This window comes from Billgrantia bachuensis, assembly GCF_011742165.1.
GTDB classification, from domain to species: domain Bacteria; phylum Pseudomonadota; class Gammaproteobacteria; order Pseudomonadales; family Halomonadaceae; genus Halomonas; species Halomonas bachuensis.
Map to the genome: position 1 here is coordinate 50,172 of NZ_JAAQTO010000050.1, position 23,347 is coordinate 73,518.

Annotated in this window: 18 protein-coding genes; 10 read left to right on the forward strand and 8 right to left on the reverse strand. The window is 64.5% G+C overall.

Annotated features, from left to right (window positions below; genetic code table 11):
- Positions 1–169: 169 nt before the first annotated feature.
- The 7 genes from HBJ55_RS17685 to doeA all read right to left on the reverse strand — a co-directional run bounded on the left by HBJ55_RS17685 (position 170) and on the right by doeA (position 9,525).
- Positions 170–2,947: an aminotransferase class I/II-fold pyridoxal phosphate-dependent enzyme gene (locus HBJ55_RS17685; RefSeq protein WP_167118056.1), complete on the reverse strand. Its 2,778-nt coding sequence runs from the start codon at positions 2,945–2,947 to the stop codon at positions 170–172.
- 70 nt (positions 2,948–3,017) lie between these two features.
- Positions 3,018–4,001, reverse strand: coding sequence for a C45 family autoproteolytic acyltransferase/hydrolase (locus HBJ55_RS17690; RefSeq protein ID WP_167118215.1), 984 nt, complete (start codon positions 3,999–4,001; stop codon positions 3,018–3,020).
- 41 nt (positions 4,002–4,042) lie between these two features.
- Positions 4,043–5,515 (reverse strand): biotin carboxylase, encoded by a 1,473-nt coding sequence (locus HBJ55_RS17695; protein ID WP_167118060.1) that lies wholly within the window; start codon positions 5,513–5,515, stop codon positions 4,043–4,045.
- A gap of 135 nt (positions 5,516–5,650) precedes the next feature.
- A complete protein-coding gene (locus tag HBJ55_RS17700) occupies positions 5,651–6,520 on the reverse strand; it encodes a carbon-nitrogen hydrolase family protein (RefSeq protein ID WP_206022741.1) in 870 nt (289 codons plus the stop codon).
- Between the two features lie 255 nt (positions 6,521–6,775).
- Entirely contained in the window at positions 6,776–7,255 is a 480-nt protein-coding gene (locus tag HBJ55_RS17705) for an Lrp/AsnC family transcriptional regulator (protein WP_167118066.1), read from the reverse strand.
- A 43-nt stretch (positions 7,256–7,298) separates the two neighbouring features.
- Positions 7,299–8,312 (reverse strand): N(2)-acetyl-L-2,4-diaminobutanoate deacetylase DoeB, encoded by a 1,014-nt coding sequence (doeB, locus tag HBJ55_RS17710; protein ID WP_167118069.1) that lies wholly within the window; start codon positions 8,310–8,312, stop codon positions 7,299–7,301.
- A 13-nt stretch (positions 8,313–8,325) separates the two neighbouring features.
- The gene (gene doeA, locus HBJ55_RS17715; protein WP_167118072.1) at positions 8,326–9,525 is read right to left on the reverse strand and encodes an ectoine hydrolase DoeA; all 1,200 of its coding nucleotides are present in this window, start codon (positions 9,523–9,525) and stop codon (positions 8,326–8,328) included.
- 209 nt (positions 9,526–9,734) lie between these two features.
- Between doeA and ehuR the strand changes: the two genes are divergently transcribed.
- Both ehuR and HBJ55_RS17725 read left to right on the forward strand, forming a co-directional pair.
- A complete protein-coding gene (ehuR, locus tag HBJ55_RS17720; RefSeq protein ID WP_167118075.1) occupies positions 9,735–11,141 on the forward strand; it encodes a MocR-like ectoine utilization transcription factor EhuR in 1,407 nt (468 codons plus the stop codon).
- 38 nt (positions 11,142–11,179) lie between these two features.
- A complete protein-coding gene (locus HBJ55_RS17725; protein ID WP_167118078.1) occupies positions 11,180–12,115 on the forward strand; it encodes a 2-hydroxyacid dehydrogenase in 936 nt (311 codons plus the stop codon).
- A 36-nt stretch (positions 12,116–12,151) separates the two neighbouring features.
- Here HBJ55_RS17725 and HBJ55_RS17730 read toward each other — a convergent pair whose 3' ends face one another.
- Complete coding sequence (locus HBJ55_RS17730) at positions 12,152–13,789, reverse strand: methyl-accepting chemotaxis protein (RefSeq protein WP_167118081.1); 1,638 nt, start codon at positions 13,787–13,789, stop codon at positions 12,152–12,154.
- Positions 13,790–14,297: 508 nt separating this feature from the next.
- Between HBJ55_RS17730 and HBJ55_RS17735 the strand changes: the two genes are divergently transcribed.
- The 8 genes from HBJ55_RS17735 (at position 14,298) to HBJ55_RS17770 (ending at position 23,292) form a co-directional block, all read left to right on the forward strand.
- Positions 14,298–14,987 carry a hypothetical protein gene (locus tag HBJ55_RS17735; protein WP_167118084.1) on the forward strand — a complete coding sequence of 230 codons (690 nt, stop codon included), beginning with the start codon at positions 14,298–14,300 and terminating at the stop codon, positions 14,985–14,987.
- A gap of 95 nt (positions 14,988–15,082) precedes the next feature.
- Positions 15,083–16,009, forward strand: a complete 927-nt coding sequence (locus HBJ55_RS17740) for a LysO family transporter (protein WP_167118218.1) — start codon at positions 15,083–15,085, stop codon at positions 16,007–16,009.
- Positions 16,010–16,188: 179 nt separating this feature from the next.
- Positions 16,189–17,454 (forward strand): ABC transporter substrate-binding protein, encoded by a 1,266-nt coding sequence (locus HBJ55_RS17745; protein WP_167118087.1) that lies wholly within the window; start codon positions 16,189–16,191, stop codon positions 17,452–17,454.
- A 17-nt stretch (positions 17,455–17,471) separates the two neighbouring features.
- Positions 17,472–18,449: a carbohydrate ABC transporter permease gene (locus HBJ55_RS17750; RefSeq protein ID WP_167118089.1), complete on the forward strand. Its 978-nt coding sequence runs from the start codon at positions 17,472–17,474 to the stop codon at positions 18,447–18,449.
- The gene (locus tag HBJ55_RS17755) at positions 18,449–19,291 is read left to right on the forward strand and encodes a carbohydrate ABC transporter permease (RefSeq protein WP_167118091.1); all 843 of its coding nucleotides are present in this window, start codon (positions 18,449–18,451) and stop codon (positions 19,289–19,291) included. Before HBJ55_RS17750 ends, HBJ55_RS17755 begins: the two co-directional genes overlap by 1 nt.
- 72 nt (positions 19,292–19,363) lie before the next feature.
- On the forward strand, positions 19,364–20,974 hold the full coding sequence (locus HBJ55_RS17760; protein WP_167118094.1) for an alpha-glucosidase family protein: 1,611 nt from the start codon (positions 19,364–19,366) through the stop codon (positions 20,972–20,974).
- Positions 20,975–21,034: 60 nt separating this feature from the next.
- A complete protein-coding gene (locus HBJ55_RS17765; RefSeq protein WP_167118097.1) occupies positions 21,035–22,141 on the forward strand; it encodes an ABC transporter ATP-binding protein in 1,107 nt (368 codons plus the stop codon).
- Between the two features lie 95 nt (positions 22,142–22,236).
- A complete protein-coding gene (locus HBJ55_RS17770) occupies positions 22,237–23,292 on the forward strand; it encodes a LacI family DNA-binding transcriptional regulator (protein ID WP_338072042.1) in 1,056 nt (351 codons plus the stop codon).
- The last annotated feature ends 55 nt before the right edge of the window (positions 23,293–23,347 follow it).

The window sequence follows — 23,347 nt, forward strand, 5'->3', positions numbered from 1 at the left end:
CGGCTCAATTGCGGGGCCGATTGTTGCAAAAACGACAGAGCAGCCGGCGGCTGCTCGATGGGTACAGGGTAAGGGGAAACCCGGGGTGGGACTTTTCGTTAGCCCACAGGAGGAATGCGCTTTTTTTTGTCCTCCTTGGGGAAGTTGCGTTTTTTTCTGCGCGCGCCGCTCAAGTCTCCGGCGGGGCGGCCAGTGCCGCCTCGGTAAACACGAGCAAACCCAGCTCCGGTCGGTAGCCGTGGATCTCGGTCACGTCCAGCGCCTGCAGGAAGAACAGGATCTCCTCGCTGATCACCTGCCCCGGCACCAGCACCGGGAAGCCCGGCGGGTAGGGGATCACGAAGCTCGCCGAGACCACGTCGCGACCGCCGCGCATCTCGACCTGGAGTTCGCCGTTGTCGAAGCGCAGATACTCGGTGTGCTCCTCGTCGTAACTGAGGAAATAGGCGCGGCGGATGTCGCCCTGGGGCGTCTCGCTGCACTGGCGGAAGGCGTCGTGAAAGCGGCTGAAATCAGGCAATGGCGGCAATTCCCGGGTCAGCGAGTGCACCCGATGCTCGATGATCTTGCGCTCGGGCCGGCTGCTCTCCTCCCAGCGGTACTCGAACTCCTTGGCCAGCTTGATCAGCACGTCGAGCAAGTAGGCGATGGAGCCGCGGGTGGTGCCGATGTTGGTCATGAACAGCACGGTGTTGCGCGAGGTCTTGTTGATCTGAATACCGTACTTGTTCATCAGGTACTCGTTCTTGAAGGCATCGCCGTCGACCCCGGTGTTGCCGATGGCAATCGTCACCCGCGTGGGATCGACCACGAACTCGTCCCGTGCCCAGGCCTCCTCCATCTGGTTCCAGCCGGTCACCGGGTCGAAGTAGGACTCCACGCCGGATTCGCGATATTCGGCGGGCACCATGTCGCTGTTCTTGAGTACGCGGAAATACTTCTGCAACAGCGGATGAGTATAGAGCTGCTCACGCAGCGACAGCGCCGTCTCCACCTGGGCGTGAACCAGTTCGAAGCCCTCCATCTCCGCCTGCATGCGGCCCACGTCGAGCGAGGCGAGGATCTGGTAGTTGGGTGAGGTGGAGGTGTGAGTCATGTAGGCCTCGTGGAAGGGGGCCTCGACGCGCTGGCGGAAGTCCTGGTCGTAGACGTGGATCATCGAACCCTGGCGCAGCGAAGTCAGGGTCTTGTGTGTGGAATGAGTGGCATAGGCACGGATACGCACCGCATCCGGGTCGGGCATCAGCCGCCGTTCCAGCCAGGTGGCGTCGTCGTCGGGGTCGAGCTTGTCGAACTCCTCCTTCCACGCCGCGTACTCCTCGCGATAGGCCTCGCTGCGATAGCGGTCGCGCAGCGTACGCGCAGCGTGCATGGCCGTGCGCGGCCGATAGGTGGGGTTGAAGGTGGCGAAGGCGAACCACGCCTCGTCCCACAGGAACACCAGGTCGGGCTTGATCGCCAGGCACTCCTCCATCACCCGTCGCACGTTGTAGACCACGCCGTCGAAGGTGCAGTTGGTCAGCAGCAGCATCTTGACCCGGTCGAGCTCGCCGGCACGCTTGTACTCGAGCAGGGTCTTCTTGATCTCGTGCAGCGGCACCGCACCGTACATCGAGTAGTCGTTGAGCGGATAGGAGTCGAGGTAGCTGACGTGGGCGCCGGCGAGCACCATGCCGTAGTGGTGCGACTTATGGCAGTCGCGGTCGATCAGTACGATGTCGCGCGGCTTGACCAGCGCCTGCACCACGATCTTGTTGGCGGTCGAGGTACCGTTGGTGACGAAGAAGCTCTGGCGCGCGCCGAAGGCCCGCGCGGCATACTCCTGCGCCTTCTTGATCGGCCCGTAGGGCTGCAGCAGCGAATCGAGCCCGCCGGAGGTGGCCGAGGTCTCGGCTAGGAAGATGTTGATGCCGTAGAAGTCGATCATGTGGCCCGCCCAGTGCGAACGGGTCACCGACTTGCCGCGCGAGATGGGCATGGCGTGGAAGACACCGGTGGGCTTTCGACTATACTCGCGCAGGGCATCGAAGAACGGCGTGCGGTAGCGGCTGTCGATGGCACGCAGAATGGTGTGGTGCTGCTCGATGTAGTCCGTCTCGCGATAGAAGATGCGGTTGAAGTAGCGGATGTCGCGGCTCGCCGTGGCCTCGACGTCGCCGCTGGTGACCAGGAACTGATCGATCTCGGGGCGCAGCTCGTGGATCATTGAGCTCAACAGGATGCTGCGCTCGGCCTCGGTCTGGTGTTCCAGTTCCTTCTCCGACAAGCCCTCGAGGTAGTTGCGCAGGGCACTCAGGTTGTACTTCGACTTGTAGGGGAACTCGTAGCGGATCAGGCAGGCCTGGATGTTGGGATTGACCAGCACCGCAATCAGGGCATCCTCGAAGCTGCGTACCGTCACCACGTCATAGACGAAGCGATCCTCCGGCCGCCGCATGTTATGGAAAGCCTCGCGGACGACCTCCTCCTCCTGGGGCGACAGGTTGTCGACGATCAGCAGCTCGAAGTAGGGCTGCGCCGAGCTGTTGGAGGCAGGATGCCCGCGCCGCAGCTGAGCCAGGGCGTCGAGGGCCTCGAGATCCTCGGCATCGGCATCGGTCTCGGAGAGGTCCACGTGACGACGCCGATAGGATTCGCTGATCAGCGCCCGCACCAGGCGCTTGACCACCTTCTCCAGCAGCACGTACTCCTCGCGGTCGAACAACGACCACAAATGGCGGAAGTCCTCCTTGGACGGAAAGGCGTGGTAGTCCTCGATGATTTCGAGTCGCGTCAGCTTGACGTCGATCGCCTTGACCAGGTTGCGCGCCCGGCTCTCGTCGCCGAGCCGCACCAGTTGACCGAGGTCGCGCTTGAGCGCATTCCAGGTATCGGCACGCAGTTGGGAAATCTTGTGATAGAAGCCCAGCGCGGTATAGGGCGTTTCGGTATGGCTGCTCTCGTGCATGGCGACACCCTTTCCATCGTTGTTCGTTATTGTCTTTCTGCCGGCGACGGCTCACTGCCGTCAGTGCCGGCTACCTGGGGCCGTAGCGGACCCGCAATTCTCCCTCCGGGAAGTGGTCGAAGGTCAGGTCGAGGGTTTCGCCCAGCCAGCGGTAGCTCACCTGTCCCGTCGTGGGCCAGTAGGCCGCGGTGTAGATGGTGCCGAGCCCACGCCCGTAGTCGCGCCGAAACAGCGGCGGCGCGGCAAAGGCATCCAGCAGGCGCCCTTCGGTGGTGGCCGGGTCATCCACCAGGATCGACAGTTGGCGTTCGCGGATCAGAGTTTCCGAGGCCAGCGCATGGGCATACCACTCGATTTTCTTCTGATGGTTGGTAGCCACCGGTACCCGGCGGATGCTGGCTCGGCGGTCGGGGCCGATCATGGCCGTGACGTAGCGTCCGGAGGCATCGGTCAGGGTAATGTTGTAGGCCATGTGGGTGGGCACCCGGGCCAGTACCTCGGCAGCCTCGGGGACGCTGTCGCAGAACTCCAGCAGGTAGCGCAGGATGATGGGGGCGCCGAAGCCTTCGCCCACCGCCTTGCGCCCGCCGAAGGCCAGCGATACGGCAAGCCCGCGGTCGTTCATGCCGTCCAGCACCCCCCACAGGCAATCGATCATGGCGATCACTCCGCGCCCGTTCCAGCGGGTATGCAGGACGGTGCCCTCGCACAGCTCCGGCGGGTAGTCGTAGTTGCGCGCCAGCAGGCTGGAGCCGTGCCGAGCCAGTACCGCCTGGGAACAGCCGGTGATGTAGGGCGGCGGCTGGTAGAGGCTGAGGAAACGCGCCGCCAGGTCACCGCCGCCGGCCAGCGCGCAAAGCGCACCATAGGTCTCTAGCAGTTCCGGCATGTGCCGGCGCAGGGCGTTGTAGCAGCTCAGGTAGGCCGGTCGCTCACGCTCGCCCTCGGCCAGGTACCACGCCTCGTAGGCCGGCCAGTGGTAGTCGAACAGCGACTGCCATTTGGGCCCCGGCACCTCTTCGTGCAGGGTACGGAACACCAGCGATTTCTCCATTTTCACCTGCCGCGCCTCGTGATGCCCTTCGACCTCGACGTTCACAGTATCTTGAAGTTGCCGCCGCCGATGGCGTGGGTCACCGCAACCTCCTCCACTGCCGGGTCCTGCAACGGCTGGCCGGCGTACTCGCCGCGTATGCCCTCGATCCAGGCGCGGGCCCTCTCGGTGAGCTGGAAGTCGTCGTCCATCAGGCGTCCGCGGGTGATCAGGATGCCCAGGTCGGCTCCCTCGTAGCGGAAATCCCCCGCCCCGCTGATACGCAGGAAGAACGCTTCGCGATCGTTCTCGGCGGAATGGGGATGATAGCTGTAGTGGTCGTAGCCAATCTTGCCGTCCTCGGCCATGGTCCAGACCCCGGTGCGCGGTGCCTGGGTCAGCAGGTCGACGCTCTCGTCGGTGTGCTTGATCACCAGTTGGCTCCAGCTGTCGACGCTGTCCGGATGCGACCAGCGCTCGTTGATCTCCTCGATGTCCAGCTCGAAGTCGACCTCGGAGAACTCCAGCAGGTGGAAGAGGAACAGCGGAATGTCGGAGTGGGCGAAGGCCGCCACGTTGGTCAGCGAGCTGGCGCCGGTGACGCGCGGGTTGAGCTCGCCCAGGTAGACCTCGCCGTTGTCCATGTCGATCAGGAAGTCGAGCTCGAAGTAGCCGCGATAGCCCTCCTCGCGCAGCGCCTCGCCGAACTTGAAGGTGTACTCGCGCGCCTTGTCGCGGACTTCCTGGCTGAAGGCGCCGGCGAACATCTCGTTGCCGCACCAGCCGCCCTTGTAGGGCGTCAACGACTTGAAGCCCACCAGCTCGGTCATCAAAGGGCCGACCACGGTGCCGCAGCGAGTGGCACAGGCCTCGATCGCCGAACCACGGCAGTTGATGCGCTTCATGATCTTGACCTCGGGCTCGGCCTCGATCTCCTCGGCATGCTTGTAGTAGTCGTCCTCGCTGGCGATGAAGAAGGTGGTATGCCCGGAGTCGCCGTAGGCGGTCTGCACTACCAGGTCGTCGCCCAGCTCACGACTCACCTCTAGCAGCTCCCGGTAGCTGCCGACCTTGGCCAGCACGTTGGGCACGCTAGGCACGCCGGCCTTGTTGCCGATACGCACCGTCTCGATCTTGTTGTCCATCCGGCTGCGCAGCGCCGCCGGCGGGAAGGCGACCCGCAGACCGAGCTGACGGCAGATCTCTTCGGTGTGCTCGTCGAACATCAGGAACGCCGCCACACCAGCACTCTCCCCATTGGCGCGTGAACCGATGAAGTCGATTACTTCCTTGTGCTCGAGCAGGTAGTTGTTGATGTCCTCGATGCTCTCGAAGTCGCGCGGGAACTTCTCCCTGGGCACGAAGACGTTGCGCTGCTGACCGTCGAAGCAGTCGATGTAGTTGATGTGGCGAAAGCCACCTACCCAGTCGCCGATGCCGAGCAGATTGAAGTTGGTGGCGGAGATGAAGTAGACGGGCTCCTTGTTGTTACGAAAGTGGCGACGCACATCGGCGATGTTGTTGATCTTGTTCATTGTCTTCGCTCCATCGATGGCAGGCGGGGTGGCAGCGACGCGTCTCGGGCGGGCCGCTGCCGGGAGGGAGCCCCTGGGCCGGAAGAACCGTTGCATCAGGCGAATCAGGAACTCTCATGGCGACCTCCTTGGCGATCAGTACTCCTCGATATCCGTACGTTGGGGCTTGGCCAGCGGCCCCAGGCTCGAGAGAAAGGGCAAGGAGTCTCGTTCGGTGCGGTAGACGGTGAAGTCCACCTGGCGGTCGCGAAAGCTCTTGAGCGGCTGGCCCAGGCCCCGCAGGCCGGTCTCACGTTCGCGCCGCACGCGGTTGAAATCCACTTCGATGGGCATGACCTCTTCACCGCTGCCGGCCTGGTGAATGACGTCACCCGAGGGCCCGACGACAATGGAGCGGCCATTGCCGATGGCGCCCGCGCCGTTGATGTCGAAGAAGTAGCACTGGTTGACCGCGGCATTGGTGCGGGCAATGGAGAGCTCGATGTCGCGGTCGATGGTATCGGTCATGGTCGGGTGCAGGATCACCTCGGCGCCCATGGCGGCAAGGGTCCGGGTGGTCTCGGGAAACCACATGTCGTAGCAGATCGACACGCCGAAGCGACCGATGTTGGGAACGTCGAAGAGTACGAATTCGCTACCGCTCTCCACCCCGGCCTCGTAGGGCCGGAAGGGGAACATCTTGCGGTAGCGCGCCACTACCTGGCCGTGGGGGTCGATCACCGACAGGGTGTTGTAGATGCCGTGCTCGGTCTGCTCGAACATCGAGCCCGGGATCAGCCAGATACGGTACTGCTCGGCCAGTTGGCAGAAGAATTGCTCGACGTGGCTTGGCAGCGTGTGGGCATGGTGAGGTGAGGCACCCAATGGCATCAGCTCGCTGAACAGGACCATCTGCACCTGTGGGAAGCGGCTCATCAGCACATCGACCCGGTGGCGCATGGCCTCGGTGTTGTCACCGTGATGCAGGGCCTGCATCTGCACGCCAGCGATGGTGAAGTAGGACATGGGCATCTCTCTGCGTCAGGCGATCTCATTTCAGGGCGCTATCCATTTCGTCCGGCACCGCTGCATCATGCCGGAGGGATCGCCCGGCCAAGTGAGCTCTTGCTCACCCTCGCCTTTAGCTTATGCCATGATGTCGCCTGGGTATCAACGTTGAGTCCTCGTTAGCCGCCGCGCAGGACAGGCCTCCGAGAGGGTTCATATGGGAGCCGTCGCGCCGATGGAAGCCACCCCCGGTGGACGTGAACGGGACGAGCGTCAGTAGGCTCGAAGGTCGCCCTGCCTCAGGCCTGGGGCGGGGCGCTTGACCGTCTTGGTCACGATATAGGTGAAGTAACGCTCGATACCGGCGTCGGAGGTCAGCCATTCGTCGATCAGACGCTGGTAGGCGTCCACGGAGTCGGCCTCGACTTTCAGCAGGTAGTCGACGCCGCCACCCACGGCCACGCACTCGGTGACCTCGGGCGTATCGTGAACCAAGGCTTCGAAGCAGGCGAAGCTCTCGGCGTTGTGCTGCTTGAGCTCGATCTGTACCCACACCGGGGTACGCTTGACCAGCGCATGGGGATTGATACGGGCACTGTAGCCTTCGATGACCCCGGTTTTTTCCAGCCGCCGGACCCGCTCCCAGCATGGGCTGACGGAGAGGTTGATCGCCTCGGCCAGCTTCGACTTGGTGATCCGCCCGTCGCGGGACAGGATCTCGAGTATCTTCAGGTCATAGCGATCAAGCTTCATCGTTTTCTCTTTTATTCAATCGAGCGCAGCCGGAACATCGCCTTCAGCCCAGCGAATCCACCACCTCGGCGATCACCGCAATGGTGTCGCCCATGTTGACCAACGCCGGAAAGCGCCGCGCGGCCAGGATACCGTCGCGGCCTGCGCGGTATTCCACCGGCGCGCTGCCGCTGCGGGTCATGTCGTAGATCCGGGCGATGACCTGCCCCTTCTCGACCTTGTCACCCAGCGCCAGCGTCAACTCGAGCAGGCCGGTATGTTCGCTCTGCACGTAGCAGCTGGCATCGGGCATATCGAGATAGATCTGGGGCTCGGCGGGCATCTTCACCTCGCCCTCGACCAGGCCGAAATGAATCAGGAAGTTGCGAACGCCGCGCTCGGTAATGGCCAGGCTCTCGGGGGTCGAGGTGCCGCCGCCGCCCAGCTCAGTGGCAACGAAGACCTTGCCCTGGCTCTCCACGGCAGTGTCGAACAGCGCTGCGGCGTCGAGTTCGAACATCATCATGGCGTAGGGTGCGCCGAACGCCTTGGCGCCCTCCAGCGCCTGACGCTGCTGCTCGGGATTGTCGAGCACGTGGGAAGCGCCGAACGGAATGATGTCCAGGGTGCGCCCACCGGAGTGCAGGTCGAGCACCACGTCGCACATCGGCACCAGCACCCGGGTGAAGTAGTCGGCGATCTTCTGGGTCACCGTACCATCGGGGTCGCCGGGGAAGCTGCGGTTGAGGTTGCCGCCATCCATCGGCGAGGTACGCCTGCCGGCCATGGCCGCCGGCAGGTTCATCATCGGCACGATGATCACCCGCCCACGCACGTCCTCGGCACGCAGTTCGCTGGTGAGCTTGATCAACGCGGTGATGCCTTCGTACTCATCGCCGTGGTTGCCGCCGGCCAACAGCGCCGTGGGCCCCTCACCGTTCCTGATCACGGTGACCGGGATCATCACCGCCCCCCAGGCCGACTCGTCGGTGGAGATCGGCAGTTTGAGGAAGCCATGCTGGACGCCGTCGGCGTCGAAGTCCACGGTGGCGCTGATCGGGCTGGGTCGCTTGCTCATCTTGGCTCTCTCCTCATTTCACGAACAGCTGGCGCGGGAAGCTGGCCAGCGATTCGCAGCCGGTTTCGGTGATCAGGATACTCTCGGTAATTTCGAGTCCCCACTCGTCCTGCCACATGCCCGGCATGAAGTGGAAGGTCATGCCGGGTTCGAGAATGGTCTCGTCGGAGGGACGCAGGCTCATGGTGCGTTCGCCCCAGTCCGGCGGATAGCTGATACCGATGGGATAGCCGCAGCGCGCACCGCCGCGGTCGAAGCCGTACTTATCCATGGCCGCCCCCAGCGCCATGGCGATGTCGGCGGTACGGTTGCCGGGCTTGGCCACCGCCAGTCCGTTCTCGATACCTTCCAGCAAGGCCGATTCGGCGCGCACGAACTCCTGCGGGGGGCGGCCCAGGAACACGGTACGCGACATGGGCGCGTGGTAGCGCTTGAACACTCCGGCGATCTCGAAGAAGGTGCCCTCGCCCTTGCGGAAGGGGGTGTCGTCCCAGGTCAGGTGCGGTGCGGCGGCATCCTTGCCGGTGGGCAGCATGGGCACGATGGCGGGATAGTCGCCGCCATGGACCTTGCCGTGTTCGTCAACCCATCCTTCAATTCCCACCCGATAGATCTCGGAGACCAGCTTGCTCTTGGGCAGGCCGGGCTCGATCACGTCGAGAATGCGCGAATGCATGCCCTCGACGATCTTTCCGGCGATGCGCATGTAGGCGATCTCCTGGGGAGACTTGATCGCCCGGCACCAGTTGACCAGCGAGTTGGCATCCATGAAACGCGCGTGAGGAAGCTCGCGCAGCAAGCTCTGGTAGGCCTTGGCCGAAAAATAGTAGTTGTCCATTTCCAGCCCCACTACCCCTTCGTGCCAGCCGCGGTCGGGCATGATCGATTGGGCCAGGTAGTCCATGGGGTGCATGTCCGGATTCTGGACATAGTAGTCAGGGTAGTACGTGATGTTGTCGGGATCGATCCAACAGGTACGCAGCGCCCCGTTGGCATCCATGCGACGTCCATACCAGACCGGCTCGCCTTCCAGTCCCACCAGCACGCACTGGTGCACATAGAATGACCAGCCATCGTAGCCGGTCAGCCAGGCCATGTTGGAAGGATCGCTGATGACCAGCACGTCGATCCCGCGGCTGGCCATTTCGGCACGTACCTTCCAGAGCCGGCTTGCGTATTCTTCACGAGTGAAGGGCAGGGATACCTGAGTCATTGGGCCACTCGCCATCGCATCACCAAGAGCCAGCCACCTCCCCAGGAGAGGGCCGGGCCAAAGGGTAGTCGGCCATTGGGTCTGGAAAGGGATCTTCGCCAGAAATTGTCATGATTCATGCAAGTCAAAAGCATGACAATACCAAGCCAATACCGCTAAGCTGATAGTAGCACCCACCCTTGGCAGGCGGTCAAAGGCTTTATTGAATCATGACAATTGATCTAACCCCGTACCTGACGGATACGGGGCCCAAGTACTTGGCTATCGCTCGCGCTCTTTCGGAAGCGGTGCGTCAGGGCGAGCTTTCTCCCGGTACGCGACTACCGCCACATCGTCAGCTCGCCGAAAGCCTGGGCGTCAGTGTGCAGACCGTGTCGCGGGCCTACGCCCAAGCCGAGAAGATGGGGCTGGTGCAGGCCCGAGTCGGCAGCGGTACCTGGATCAACGCGCTGGACGATGCTCGCGAATCGGCCTATCTGCGCGGTCACGAGGCGCGTCAGGAAAGTCCGCTCATCGACCTGTCGATCGCCCACCCCGTATGTCCCCCGGGCCATCACCTGCGCTTTCGCCAGGCCCTCGCTGAGCTGGCAGAACAGGCCAGCCCCGAGGTGATCACCGCCTGCCGGCCGATTGCCGGACTCGTTCATCAGCGCGAACGCGCCAGCGCCTGGCTGCAGTCGCGCCTGCACGTACCCGGCGAGATGGACGACCGGATCCTCTGCAACGGTGCCGCCCACGGCCTGATGCTGGCGATTTCGAGCGTGGTCCAGCATGGCGACCTGGTGTTGACCGAGGCACTGACCGATCACGGCCTGATCGCGCTGTCGCGCACGCTGGGCTTCCAACTGCGCGGTATCGCCATCGATCACGAAGGCATCGTGCCCGAAGCCCTGGAGCTGGCCTGCCATCGCTTCAAGCCGCGGGCGCTCTACCTGACGCCGACCCAGCTCAACCCCACCGGGGCGACGATGAGCGAGGCACGCCGCGACGCGGTGGCCGAGGTGCTGGCACGCCATCGAGTGTGGCTGATCGAAGACGACGTGCACGCCCTGCTGGAAGCGCCCGGCTTCACGCCGGTGGCGGCGCGTATCCCGCAGTTGAGTTTCCACGTCACCAGCCTGACCAAGGTGACCGTGCCGGGCCTGCGCGCCGGCTATCTCACCGTGCCACGCGGCCAACTGCACCATGTGTTGCCGCGCATGCGTGCCACGACCTGGATGGCCACCCCGCTGGTGTTCGAGATCGCCGACCGCTGGCTGGCCGACGGCACCGTCGAGGCCATGGCCGCCGAGCAGCGTACCCTGCTCGGCGAACGCCAGCGGCTGACCCAGCGGCTGCTGGGGCATCACGCCCTGGAGTCGCGCCCCACCAGCCTGCACGTGTGGATATCGCTGCCCGACGCCTGGCGCGCCGAGGAACTGCAGCAGCAAGCCGAGCAGGAGGGCTTGGCCATCACCACCGCGGTGCCGTTCATGGTGGAGCAGACACCGCCGCCACGGCGCATTCGCGTGAGTCTCGGCGCCGAACAGGATATCGCCCGCCTCGAGGAGGGGCTCAAGCGCCTGGGCGTGCTGCTCGACGAGGCACCGCCGCCGATGATGCAGATCGTCTACTGATACGCTTAGCGATGGAATTGCCAATGGGAGGAACCATCATGCGCATACTGCTGCACATCGATGCCATAGAGGCTTGGCGCGACGCGCTGGCCGAGCGCTTGCCCGACGCCGAGATCGTCACCGCCGACGATCCTGCAGAGCGGCGCCGAGACGCTGATTACCTGGCAGTGTGGAAGCCGCCTGAAGCGCTGCTCGCCGAACAGACCCGCGCCCGCGGCATCGTCAATCTGGGCGCCGGCGTCGACGCCCTCCTGAACAATCCCGCTCGCCCCGAGGGCGTGCCCATCGTCAAGCTGCGCGATGCCGGCATGAGCGAGCTGATCGGCGACTACGTGCGCTACGGCGTGTTGCATTTCCAGCGCGATTTCGACCGCTATCGGCGCCAGCAGGCTCGCCACGAGTGGCACGAGCACCCCCTCGTGGACAAGCGCGACTGGCCGGTGGGCGTGCTGGGCCTTGGTGCCATCGGGGCCAAGGTGGCCGCCATGGTCGCCGCCGACGGCTTCCCCGTGCACGGTTGGAGCCGCTCGCCCAAGTCGCTCGATGACATCACCTGCCATCATGGTGACGCCGGCCTCGCCGAACTGCTCGGCCGGGTGCGTACCTTGGTGCTGCTGCTGCCGGGCACCAACGCGACCCGTCATATCATCGATGCCGAGGCGCTCGCCAAGCTGCCCAAGGGCGCCAGCCTGATCAACCCCGGCCGCGGCAGCCTGATCGACGAGTCGGCACTGCTCGAGGCCTTGGGCGAAGGCGAACAGGAAGGCCGCCTGCGTGGCGCCCTGCTCGACGCCTTCCCCGATGAGCCGCTGCCCGAATCGAGCCCGCTGTGGGCGCACCCGCGCATCTGGGTGACCCCGCACATGGCCGGCCCCACGCCGCTGTCGGAAGCCGTCGAACAGTTGGTCGAGGCGATCCGCGCCTTCGAAGCCGGTGACGAACTCGAGACCGTCGACCCCGCAGCGGGTTATTGAACGGTGCGTGCCGCGTGATGCGGCACGCACCGTGAATCAAGCGAGTTCGGCGCGCGACTGCGGTAGCGGATCGTGCACGAGAGCAGGCTGCCAAATAGGGGCTTCATGGCCGGGGCGCTGCTGCGCTTCGATGCGGAACCACATGACTTCCTGCACCAGCATGGCCACCTGTTCGCGCAGGGCAGACGCTTCGCCGGCCGCCTGCTCGACCAGAGCGGCGTTCTGCTGGGTCACCTGATCCATCTGGCCCACGGCAGTGTTGACCTGCTCGATGCCGATGCGCTGCTCGCCCGACGCCGAGGCGATCTCCTCCATCAGGTCGGTGACCCGAGTGACGGCGTCGACCACGGCCCGGATGGTGCTTCCCGTCCTCTCGACGAGCTCCGCCCCTTGACCGACCTGCTGATGCGAGGTTTCGATCAGAGTCCGAATCTCACGTGATGCATCGGCACTGCGGCTGGCCAGGGTACGCACCTCGCCCGCCACCACGGCGAACCCCCGCCCCTGCTCGCCGGCCCGTGCCGCCTCCACCGAGGCGTTGAGCGCCAGGATACTGGTCTGGAAGGCGATCGAGTCGATCACTTCGATGATGTCCTTTACCCTGCCGGCACTTTGTGCGATGCCCTGCATCGTGGAGACGACATTCGCCATCATCTCGCCGCCCTGGTGCGCCGTTTGCCGGGCCTCGAGCGCCAACTGGCTGGCCACATGGGCGTTCTCTGCGTTCTGCCCTACCGTCTGGGTGAGCTCCTCCATGCTGGATGCGGTCTCTTCGATCGATGCGGCCTGCTGCTCCGTGCGAGCGGAGAGGTCCTGGTTGCCGACCACGATCTGGTCGACGCCGGCATTGATCCGCTCCGTACCACGATGGACGCTCTGCAGCGATGCCACCAGGCGCAGGCGCATGCTCTCGATGCCCGCCAGCAGGCTCGACTCGTCTCCGGCCTTGAGCGCCAGGGCCTGGGTCAGGTCGCCCCCGGCGATTCGCCTCACCACCTCCCGGGCATGGCGAGGATCGCCGCCCAGGCTTCCGAGCACGTCCCTGATGATCCAGCCCATGGCGAGCGTCAGGAGAATGCCGATTCCCAGCAGCAGCACGCCCAGCTCGATCAGGCTCTCCCAGAAAGCAGCACTGATGTCGTCCATATAGACGCCCGCGGCCAGGTCCCAATTCCAGCCGGGGACGCGCTGCACGTAGCTCATCTTCGGTACCTGCTCGGAGCCGGCCTGGCTGCGCTGGGACATGTAACCGACGAACCCGCCGGTCCGAGGGTTGCGATCCGCCGTCTCCTTGAGCTCCCGATACAGGTAGAGCCCGTTCTTATCCTGGAAGTCGCGCATGGAATCACCCAGGGTTCTCCTGGGATGCGCCACGATCCGAATGTCACTATCGAAGGCGAAGATGTAGCCATCCTCACCGAAACTGAGGTTGGCCAGACTCTCGATAGCCCTAGCCTGAGCCTCTTCAAGCGTCAGCTCGCCGTGCTCGGCGCGAGTGGCGAGACTTGTCACCATGTCGCGTGCGCTACCCACGAAGTACTCGAGGCTGGCGATCCGCTCCTCCAGTAGCCCTGCTCGCTTGTCATAGGCCGTCCAGCCCACCAGCACCAGCATTCCTACCCACATCAGCGCCAATGTCGCCCACAGCTTGGTACTTGTAGCCCAATTACGCATCTTTCACTGCATCCTAGAATTCGTTAGAGAAGAGTTCTTCCGGTCCTTTTGCATTGGCGCGACTATTGCCCGCTTCTCGTTGTGAATCTCTCAGGCCGGTTGCGGCAGGCGCCCTATGCTTCGATATTCAGTCGCGGATACGCCGGGCCTCTCCATCGGCTCTCCCTGCTCTAACCGTCGCTGACTTGGAAGGGACATGGCTGGCGCAGCCGTGCCGTTGTTGTTGTGATACCCGTCGGCCTTGATGCGAACGCTTGGCTCAGCATTCGCGCTACGCTTCTTCGGCCGCACGCGGCAAAGCTTGAGCGTACCGATACGACTTTCGTCCAACTCCTGTCTCATCACGCTCTCGTCCATTACGCGCCCTCGACCTGCGATAGCGGTTGCCGTGGTTGGGCAATCTTCCGGTGCAGCCTGCCGCAACCGAGGAATAACCGTGCAGCGTGGAACCCACCGGCTCCTGGAGGCTCACAGCTACTGTCGCCTATCAGCCAAGCGGTGCCCCGACATGAACCGATCCCTGCGAGCACTTTCCCGCCTACCCCTCTTCAGCATGCTGCTGGCTTGGGTTTCCAGCACGGCCGTGGCAGCCGTGCCGGAGCCCGAGACCCTCATGCAGCCTTTCAGCGCCAGCTACCGCCTGGAGGTGAAGGGCTGGCCCAACGCCACCATCGAGCATCGGCTGTCCCGGGAAAGCGGCCACTGGCAGAGCCGCATGCAGGCCGCCATCGCCGTGGCCCGCGGCAACGAGCGCAGCCGCTTCATCGTCACGCCGGAAGGCGTGCGCTCGGTGAACTATTCGAGTGCCTATTCGCTGCTGGGCGTGGGTGGCAACTACCGGCTGGGCGGCAGCGAGCTGGCCAGCCTGCCCGACCGCCAGGCGGCCCTGGTCGAACTCTCGCGACGGGCGCTGAATGGCAGCTGCGAGAATGACGCCTGCCATCTGGTCTATCAGGATCACCGCGGCCGCGAGGAGGTCCTCGACTATCGGCTGCTGGGAGTGGAGAGGCTTAGCCTGCCCGCCGGCGAGTTCGAGGCGGTCAGGGTCGAAGTGAACGACCCCGAGACGCCCGAGAAGACGATGCTGTTCCATTTTCATCCCCGATATCCCGGCTTGCTGCTGGCGGTGGACTACCGCCGTGACGGCGAACGCAGGAGTCGTCTCACGCTCACCTCGCTATCGACCGAGGCGCATTGAACTTCCCCCGATACGCCCCCCGGGCGCACCGAGCCAAAGCCTGGTAGAGTTGGCGGCTTTCGCCGCCATGGGCGGCCTCGGTGAAAGGGATCACAATGCTGTCGGGGCTTTTGATCGTGCTGCTGCCGCTGGTGCTGGGCTATCTGGTACCGGTACGCCACCCAGGCGCCATGGCCGGCATCAACCGCGGCGTCAACGCCTCGGTCTACGTCATCCTGCTGCTGATGGGCATCGGCCTGGCGGGTCTCGACGAACTCGGCCGCGAGCTGTCGCGCATGGGGGTTCAGGCCCTCAAGCTGTTCGCGGTGATCGCCGCCTGCAACCTGCTCGCGCTGTGGTGGCTGTCGCGCCGGCTGAGCTTGCGCATGGGACCTTCGCCGGTAGTGGCGAACGCCCCCACGACCAAGCTGGCCGCGCTGCTCGGCTCGCTGTCGCTGGTGGCGGTAGTTGCGGGCGGCGTGCTGCTCGGTCTCGCGCTTGCCTGGTTGGGTGGTGACGTCATCTTCCGGCATGCCGAGCAGTGGGCCGAATGGGTGCTCTACCTGCTGCTGGCGCTGATCGGCTGTCAGCTGCGCAACTCGGGCATGCCGCTGCGCCAGATACTGCTCAACCGGCACGGCCTGGCCATTGCCACGGTCCTGGCGTTCAGCTCGCTGATCGGCGGGTTGCTTGCCGCTCCCCTGCTCACGCTACGCTGGAATGAGGGTCTGGCGCTGGCATCCGGTTTCGGCTGGTATTCGCTCTCGGCAATCCTGGTCGGCGACCAGCTCGGCCCGCTGTTCGGCGGCGTGGCCTTCTTCAACGACCTCGCCCGCGAACTGCTGGCCTTCATCCTGATTCCCCTGACCATCCACCGCCATGCCCCGCTGGCCATCGGCTACGGCGGCGCCACTTCGATGGATTTCACCTTGCCGGTGATCCAGCAGCACGGCGGTGTGGCCTGTGTGCCCATCGCCGTGGTCAGTGGTTTCATACTTTCGCTGTTGTCGCCGCCGCTGATCCTGTTCTTCCTGTCGCTGTAAGACGCAGCCAGCGCCTCGGCTATGCTCATGACACAGGCGGCCCCGCGCGCCTTAGCCAAAAGGCTAGGTTGATCTCATAACGAAGAAACGGCTAACTGAGCGCCGTACAAACTTAATCGTTTAAGTTTGTGCTAAACATCTTCAGGTCTCGATAACAACAAGCCGACAAGGATTTCCCAATGTTCAAGAAGTCGTTGATCCCTACTCTCGTCGTCGCCGGAGCCGCCAGCCTCGGCCACGCCCAGGCCGCCGACCTGACCATTTCCTGCGGCGCGGTGGGCGCCGAGCTCCAGCTCTGCCAACAAGGCGTGCAGGCGTGGGAGGAGAAGACCGGCCACAGCGTCGATGCCGTCTCGACGCCCAATTCTTCCACCGAGCGCCTGTCGCTCTACCAGCAGATCCTCTCCGCCAACTCCACCGACATCGACGTCATGCAGATCGACGTGGTGTGGCCGGGCCTGCTCGCCAATCACCTGCTCGACCTGCGCGAGGTGCTGGGTGACGACGCTGGTGCAGGCCACTTCCCGGCCATCGTCGAGAACAACACCATCGACGATCGCCTGGTGGCCATGCCCTGGTTCACCGACGCCGGAGTGCTCTACTACCGTGCCGACCTGCTCGAGCAGTATGGCCACGAGGTACCCGAGACCTGGGAAGAGCTCACCGAGATCGCCCGCGAGATTCAGAATGCCGAACGCGAGGCAGGCAACGATCGCATGCACGGCTTCGTGTTCCAGGGCCGCGCCTACGAGGGGCTGACCTGCAACGCCCTGGAGTGGGTGGCAAGCCACGGTGGCGGCACCATCGTCGATAGCGACGGCGAGATCACCATCGACAACCCGCAAGCGGCCGCGGCACTCGATCGTGCCGCTTCCTGGATTGGCGACATCGCACCCGATGGAGTGCTCAACTACACCGAAGAAGAGGCCCGCGGCGTGTTCCAGGGCGGTAACGCCGTGTTCATGCGCAACTGGCCCTACGCCTGGGCGCTGGCCCAGAGCGAAGGAAGCGAAGTACGCGGCAAGGTGGGGGTGACCCAACTGCCCTATAGCGGCGAGGGCAGCAGCGCCGCCACGCTGGGCGGCTGGAACCTGGCGGTATCGCGTTACAGCGAGGATGCCGAACTCGCCGCCGAGCTGGTGGCCTTCCTCTCCGGCGAGGAGGAGCAGAAACGACGCGCCATCGAAGGCGCCTACAACCCGACCCTCGAATCGCTCTACCAGGACGACGAGGTACTCGACGCCGTGCCCTTCTTCGGCGAACTCTACGAGACCTTCGTCAATGCCGTGGCACGCCCCTCGGCCCCCACCGGCGATGCCTATGGCCGCGTCAGCAACGCCTTCTTCAGCGCTACCCACGACGTGCTCTCCGGCAACCGGAGCGGTGAACAGGCGGTCAGCGACCTCGACCGCGAACTGGCCCGTCTCAAGCGCCGCAACTGGTAACCGCTCAGGAGCCCGAGATGTCGTCTCCCGTGACCGAAAGCGCGCCGATGCCGGCGCGCCCCCTGCCAGTCCGTTACCGCAGTACCAAGGTGCGTCGCCAGCGGGTGCGTGCCGCCTGGTACTTTCTGGCGCCGATGCTGGTGACGCTGACCATGGTGGCCGGCTGGCCGCTGCTGCGCACCCTCTACTTCAGCTTCACCGACGCCTCGCTGTCGGACATGGGCGATACCCTGTTCATCGGGCTGGAGAACTACCTGGTCTATGACGACGGCCGCTGGTTCGGCGTGCTGGCCGATCCCGTCTGGTGGCGGGCGGTGTGGAACACCGCCTACTTCTCGGTGGTCTCGGTGTCGCTGGAGGTGATGTTCGGCGTCATCGTGGCACTGGTCCTCAATGCCGAGTTCAAGGGCCGTACCCTGGTGCGCGCCGCGGTACTGATTCCCTGGGCGATTCCCACCATCGTCTCGGCGCAGATGTGGGCCTGGATGCTCAACGACCAGTTCGGCATCATCAATCATCTGCTGATGACGTTCGGCATCATCGAGAGTCCCATCGCCTGGACCGCCGATGCCAGCTATTCCATGTGGGCAGTGATCATGGTCGACGTATGGAAGGCCACGCCGTTCGTCGCCCTGCTGGTGCTGGCCGCGCTGCAGATGCTGCCCAAGGACTGCTATGAAGCCGCCGAGGTCGACGGCATTCATCCCGTCAGGGTGTTCTTCAAGGTGACCCTGCCGTTGATTACACCGGCACTGATGGTCGCGGTGATCTTCCGCCTGCTCGATGCACTGCGCGTGTTCGACGTCATCTACGTGTTGACCTCCAACTCCACCAGCACCATGTCGATGTCGATCTACGCCCGACAGCAACTGGTGGAGTTTCAGGACGTGGGCTACGGCAGCGCCGCCTCGACCTTGCTGTTTCTGATCATTGCCCTGGCGACCGTGGCCTACCTCTACCTGGGCCGCAAGCAACTGCAACTGGGAGGTGAGTGATGACCTCGCGCCAACTCTCCAAACTCACCGCTCGCCTCGGTTTCTGGCTACTGGTGGCATTCGTCGTGGTCGTCGCGGTGTTTCCGTTCTACTACGCCATCAAGACCTCCTTTACCCCGTCGAGCGAGCTGTTCCGGGTCGAGCTGTGGCCGACGCAGGCGACGCTTGCCAACTACCTGCAGATTTTCTCCCAGCGCAGCTTTCTGCAGGCGATCTTCAACTCGGTAGTGGTCGCCACCAGCGTGGTGTTCATCGCCCTGCTGCTTGGTATTACCGCCTCCTACGCCCTGGGCCGGGTGCGCTTTCGTGGCCGCACCACGGTGTTGCTGGTGATCCTCGGCGTCTCCATGTTCCCGCAGGTGGCGGTGCTGTCGGGGCTGTTCGAGGTGATCCGCGCGCTCAATCTCTACAACAACCCGGGTGGGCTGATCCTGAGCTATACCATCTTCACCCTGCCCTTCACCGTGTGGGTGCTGACCACCTTCATGCGCCAGTTGCCGATGGAACTCGAAGAGGCCGCGATCATGGATGGCGCCACGCCCTGGGTCACCATCACCAAGGTGTTCCTGCCGCTGATGTGGCCGGCAATGGCGACCACCGGGCTGCTCGCCTTCATCGCCGCCTGGAACGAATTCCTCTTCGCTCTGACCTTCACCCTGACCGACAGCCAGCGCACGGTGCCGGTGGCGATCGCCCTGCTCTCCGGCGGTAGCGCCTACGAGCTGCCCTGGGGGCCGATAATGGCCGCCTCGGTGGTGGTCACGGTGCCGCTCGTGGTGCTGGTGATCGTCTTCCAGCGCCGCATTGTCTCAGGGCTGACGGCCGGTGCAGTGAAGGGTTGAACCCGATGCGAACGCGGCTGCGGCCTCGCACTCGTTGAAACGCTTCGATCGCAGTTTGAACAAGGGATTCTCATGCAAGACAACACTTTCTGGTGGCGCGGCGGCGTCATCTACCAGATCTACCCGCGCAGCTTCATGGACAGCAGCGGCGACGGCGTCGGCGACCTGCCGGGCGTCACCGAGCGCCTCGACTACGTCGCCTCGCTGGGCGTGGACGGCATCTGGCTGTCGCCTTTCTTTACTTCGCCGATGCGCGACTTCGGCTACGACATCAGCGATTACCGCGACGTCGACCCGCTGTTCGGCACACTCGAGGATTTCAGGACGCTGCTGGATCGTGCCCATGCACTCGGCCTCAAGGTAATCATCGACCAGGTGATCAGCCACACCTCGGACCAGCACCCCTGGTTCCAGGAGAGCCGCATGAACCGCACCAACCCGCGGACCGATTGGTACGTGTGGGCCGACCCCAACCCGGACGGCACGCCGCCCAACAACTGGCTGTCGATCTTCGGCGGGCCGGCGTGGACCTTCGACAGCCGGCGCCAGCAGTATTACCTGCACAATTTCCTTTCGAGCCAGCCGGACCTCAACTTTCACAACCCCGAGGTGCGCGCCGCCCAGCTCGATAACATGCGCTTCTGGCTGGATCTGGGGGTCGACGGCTTCCGCCTCGACACAGTCAACTTCTATTTCCACGACCAGCACCTGCGCAGCAACCCGGCGCTGACCATCGACGCCACCCGCACCCTAGGCGCACCCAAGGAAAACCCCTACACCTGGCAGCGTCATGTATACGACATCAGCCGGCCCGAGAACGTCGAGTTCCTGCGCGAACTGCGCAGACTGATGGATGAGTACACCGGTACCACCACGGTGGGCGAAATCGGCGACGACACCCCGCTGGAACGCATGGCCGAATACACCTCCGGTGGCGACAAGCTGCACATGGCCTATACCTTCGACCTGCTCAACTCACCTCGCTCGCCGGAGTACATTCGTGGCGTACTGCAGCGTTTCCAGCAGTTCGCCGGCGATGCCTGGCCGTGCTGGGCGCTGTCCAACCACGATGTGGTACGCAGCGCCACTCGCTGGGGCAGCGAGGAGTGCGCCTTCGCCTATCCCCGGGTGGCGCTGGCGCTGCTGTTCTCGCTGCGCGGCAGCGTGTGCCTCTATCAGGGCGAAGAGCTCGGCCTGCCCGAGGCCGACGTGCCCTTCGAGCGCATCCAGGACCCCTACGGCCTGCCGCTGTGGCCCGATTTCAAGGGCCGCGACGGCTGCCGCACGCCGATGCCCTGGGACGATACGCCGCTGGCCGGTTTCTCACCCATCGAGCCCTGGCTGCCGGTGGCCGAAGCGCATCTGCCGCTGTCGGTGGCTCGCCAGCAGGACGATCCCGAGTCGATGCTCAACGCCACCCGCCGCCTGCTGCGCTTCCGCAACCAGCACCCGGCACTGTTCGACGGCGACATGACGCTGCTCGAGCTGGGCGAAGCGCTGGTCGCCTTCACCCGCCAGCGGGGCAGCGACAGGCTGCTGTGCGTCTTCAATCTCACCGGACAACCCCAGACCGCCACGCTGCCCGAGGCGCGCGAAGCGTTGCAGCAACACGGCTTCCAGTACGAGGTCAGCGGCGGCACGCTGCATCTGCCGCCCTATCAGGCGGCGTACTTCCGCCTCTAGGCTTGGTCTCAAGAACTCTGTACAACAACGACCGGCCGTAAACGGCCGAGGATGGGTCAAATGGCAAGCGTCACCCTCGACAGAATCAACAAGGTCTTCGGCAACACCCATATCATCAAGGATGTGGACCTGGCGATCGGCGCAGGCGAGTTCGTGGTCTTCGTCGGCCCCTCGGGCTGCGGCAAGTCCACACTGCTGCGCCTGATTGCCGGGCTGGAGTCGATCAGCGACGGCGAGCTCACCATCGGCGACCAGGTGGTCAATGAGCTGCCGCCGCGGGAGCGCGGCGTGGGCATGGTGTTCCAGTCCTATGCCCTCTACCCGCACATGACGGTGTACGAGAACATGGCCTTCGGCCTCAAGCTGGCCAAGACCGCCAAGGAAACCGTGCACGAGCGAGTCATGTCGACGGCCCGCATCCTGCAGCTCGGGGAGCTGCTCGAGCGCAAACCCAAGGCCCTCTCCGGGGGCCAGCGACAGCGCGTCGCCATGGGCCGCGCCATGGCCCGCGAACCGCGCATCCTGCTATTCGACGAGCCACTCTCCAACCTCGACGCCTCGCTGCGGGTGCAGATGCGCAACGAGATCGCGCGCCTGCACAAGCGGCTCGGCTCGACCATGATCTACGTCACTCACGACCAGGTCGAGGCGATGACACTGGCCGACAAGATCGTGGTGCTCAATGGCGGTCGCGTGGAACAGGTCGGCACTCCCCAGGAGCTCTACCAGCGCCCGGCGACAAGGTTCGTTGCCGGCTTCATCGGCTCGCCGACGATGAACTTCCTGCCCGCACGGCTGCTCGGTGCCGATGCCGAGGGTTGCCGGGTCGACGCCGCCGGACTGGCCGAGCTGGCCTTGCCCCAGGACGCCTCGGGCCATGCCCAGGGGGATGGCCTGACGCTGGGCATACGCCCCGAGCATCTACGCTTGACCGCAGCCCAGGGCAGCGAGGGCTTCGAGATCGTCAACGTCGAATACCTGGGCAACGAGGTGTACGTCTATCTCGAACCCAAGCAGGGCGACACCCTGTTGATCCAGCGCAGCGAGGCTCCCTCCCCATGGTCGATCGGCCAGCGCGTGGCGCTGGATCCCGACCCGGAACACGTCCATCTGTTCGACGCCGACGACCGGGCGCTGCCGGCCAAGGCGGCACGTGCCGCGGCCTGACGCCGCGCCAGCGTCGTTAAAACAGGTGGCGGGACTGTCCCGGCCACGTCCGGGACGGTATCCTTGAGAGCATACTCATTAGCAGGAAAAGAAACGTGTCGCCACCGGTCCGCCGCATCACCCTCAAGGATCTGGCTCGCGAGCTCGGCGTCTCCACCGCCACCGTGTCCAACGCCTTCAACCGGCCGGACCAGCTCTCGCCCAACCTGCGAGAACGCATCCTCGCCGAGGCCAAGCGACTGGGCTATCGCGGCCCCGACGCCAAGGCCCGCAGCCTGCGTACCGGACGCTCGCGCATCATCGCGGTGATTCTGGCCGAAAGCCTCACCTACAGCCTCAACGACGCCGTCTCCAGCGAGTTCCTCTCGGGCGTAGCCGAGGTGCTCGATACCCAGGGTCATACCCTGCTGCTGCTCTCCGCACGCCAGGCCAAATGCCAGATAGTCGACTCGGCGAGCATGGCCGACGGTTTCATCGTCTACGGACTGATGCCCTCCGACGAGCTGTTCGACTCACTGCCGCTCAACGCCTCCCTGGTGGCGGTCGATTTCAACGTGTCGGGACATCCTTCGGTACACGTCGACAACGAGCCGGCCTGCTTCGAGATCGCCGACCGCGCCTTGACGGCCATCCCCCGCCAACGCCCGGCCATCGTCAACCTGCGCCTCACGCGCGAACCCTGCAACGGCCGCATCGACCCCGATTACACCCTGCTGCCGGCCGAACTCACCATTACCCGTTCACGCCTGTCCGGTTTTCATCGCGCCCTGGCCCAGCATGGTTTCGAGGCCGAGCGGGTGCCGATGTGGAACGTCGAGGAGAACACCTTCGAGGTGTGTGCCCCGGTGGTCGAGGAGATCCTCGACTTGCCCGATGGCGAACGCCCCGACCTGCTGCTGTGCATGTCCGACCGCATCGCCCTGACCGCGCTGACTCTGGCCGAAAGCCGCGGCCTGCGCATTCCCGAGGACATCAGCCTGATCGGCTTCGACGGCATTGCCGAGGGTCAGTACCGGGCACCGCGCCTGACCACGGTACGCCAGGAGAGCGGCGAGAAGGGCCGCCTGGCGGCACGCATGATCCTCGGACTGGAGCCGGGTCACTCACGCCTGCTGGGTACCGAGCTGATTCTGGGCGAGACCTGCCCCTGAGCTCTCTATCGGCCTCGCTTGCACACTGCTTGCACGTTTCGTGACCATTGGCTGC

Coding starts and splice junctions, on each gene's coding strand:
- HBJ55_RS17685 (WP_167118056.1), bottom strand. CDS start 2,947: ATGCACGAGAGCAGCCATACCGAAACGCCCTATACCGCGCTGGGCTTC.
- HBJ55_RS17690 (WP_167118215.1), bottom strand. CDS start 4,001: ATGGAGAAATCGCTGGTGTTCCGTACCCTGCACGAAGAGGTGCCGGGG.
- HBJ55_RS17695 (WP_167118060.1), bottom strand. CDS start 5,515: ATGAACAAGATCAACAACATCGCCGATGTGCGTCGCCACTTTCGTAAC.
- HBJ55_RS17700 (WP_206022741.1), bottom strand. CDS start 6,520: ATGTCCTACTTCACCATCGCTGGCGTGCAGATGCAGGCCCTGCATCAC.
- HBJ55_RS17705 (WP_167118066.1), bottom strand. CDS start 7,255: ATGAAGCTTGATCGCTATGACCTGAAGATACTCGAGATCCTGTCCCGC.
- doeB (WP_167118069.1), bottom strand. CDS start 8,312: ATGAGCAAGCGACCCAGCCCGATCAGCGCCACCGTGGACTTCGACGCC.
- doeA (WP_167118072.1), bottom strand. CDS start 9,525: ATGACTCAGGTATCCCTGCCCTTCACTCGTGAAGAATACGCAAGCCGG.
- ehuR (WP_167118075.1), top strand. CDS start 9,735: ATGACAATTGATCTAACCCCGTACCTGACGGATACGGGGCCCAAGTAC.
- HBJ55_RS17725 (WP_167118078.1), top strand. CDS start 11,180: ATGCGCATACTGCTGCACATCGATGCCATAGAGGCTTGGCGCGACGCG.
- HBJ55_RS17730 (WP_167118081.1), bottom strand. CDS start 13,789: ATGCGTAATTGGGCTACAAGTACCAAGCTGTGGGCGACATTGGCGCTG.
- HBJ55_RS17735 (WP_167118084.1), top strand. CDS start 14,298: ATGAACCGATCCCTGCGAGCACTTTCCCGCCTACCCCTCTTCAGCATG.
- HBJ55_RS17740 (WP_167118218.1), top strand. CDS start 15,083: ATGCTGTCGGGGCTTTTGATCGTGCTGCTGCCGCTGGTGCTGGGCTAT.
- HBJ55_RS17745 (WP_167118087.1), top strand. CDS start 16,189: ATGTTCAAGAAGTCGTTGATCCCTACTCTCGTCGTCGCCGGAGCCGCC.
- HBJ55_RS17750 (WP_167118089.1), top strand. CDS start 17,472: ATGTCGTCTCCCGTGACCGAAAGCGCGCCGATGCCGGCGCGCCCCCTG.
- HBJ55_RS17755 (WP_167118091.1), top strand. CDS start 18,449: ATGACCTCGCGCCAACTCTCCAAACTCACCGCTCGCCTCGGTTTCTGG.
- HBJ55_RS17760 (WP_167118094.1), top strand. CDS start 19,364: ATGCAAGACAACACTTTCTGGTGGCGCGGCGGCGTCATCTACCAGATC.
- HBJ55_RS17765 (WP_167118097.1), top strand. CDS start 21,035: ATGGCAAGCGTCACCCTCGACAGAATCAACAAGGTCTTCGGCAACACC.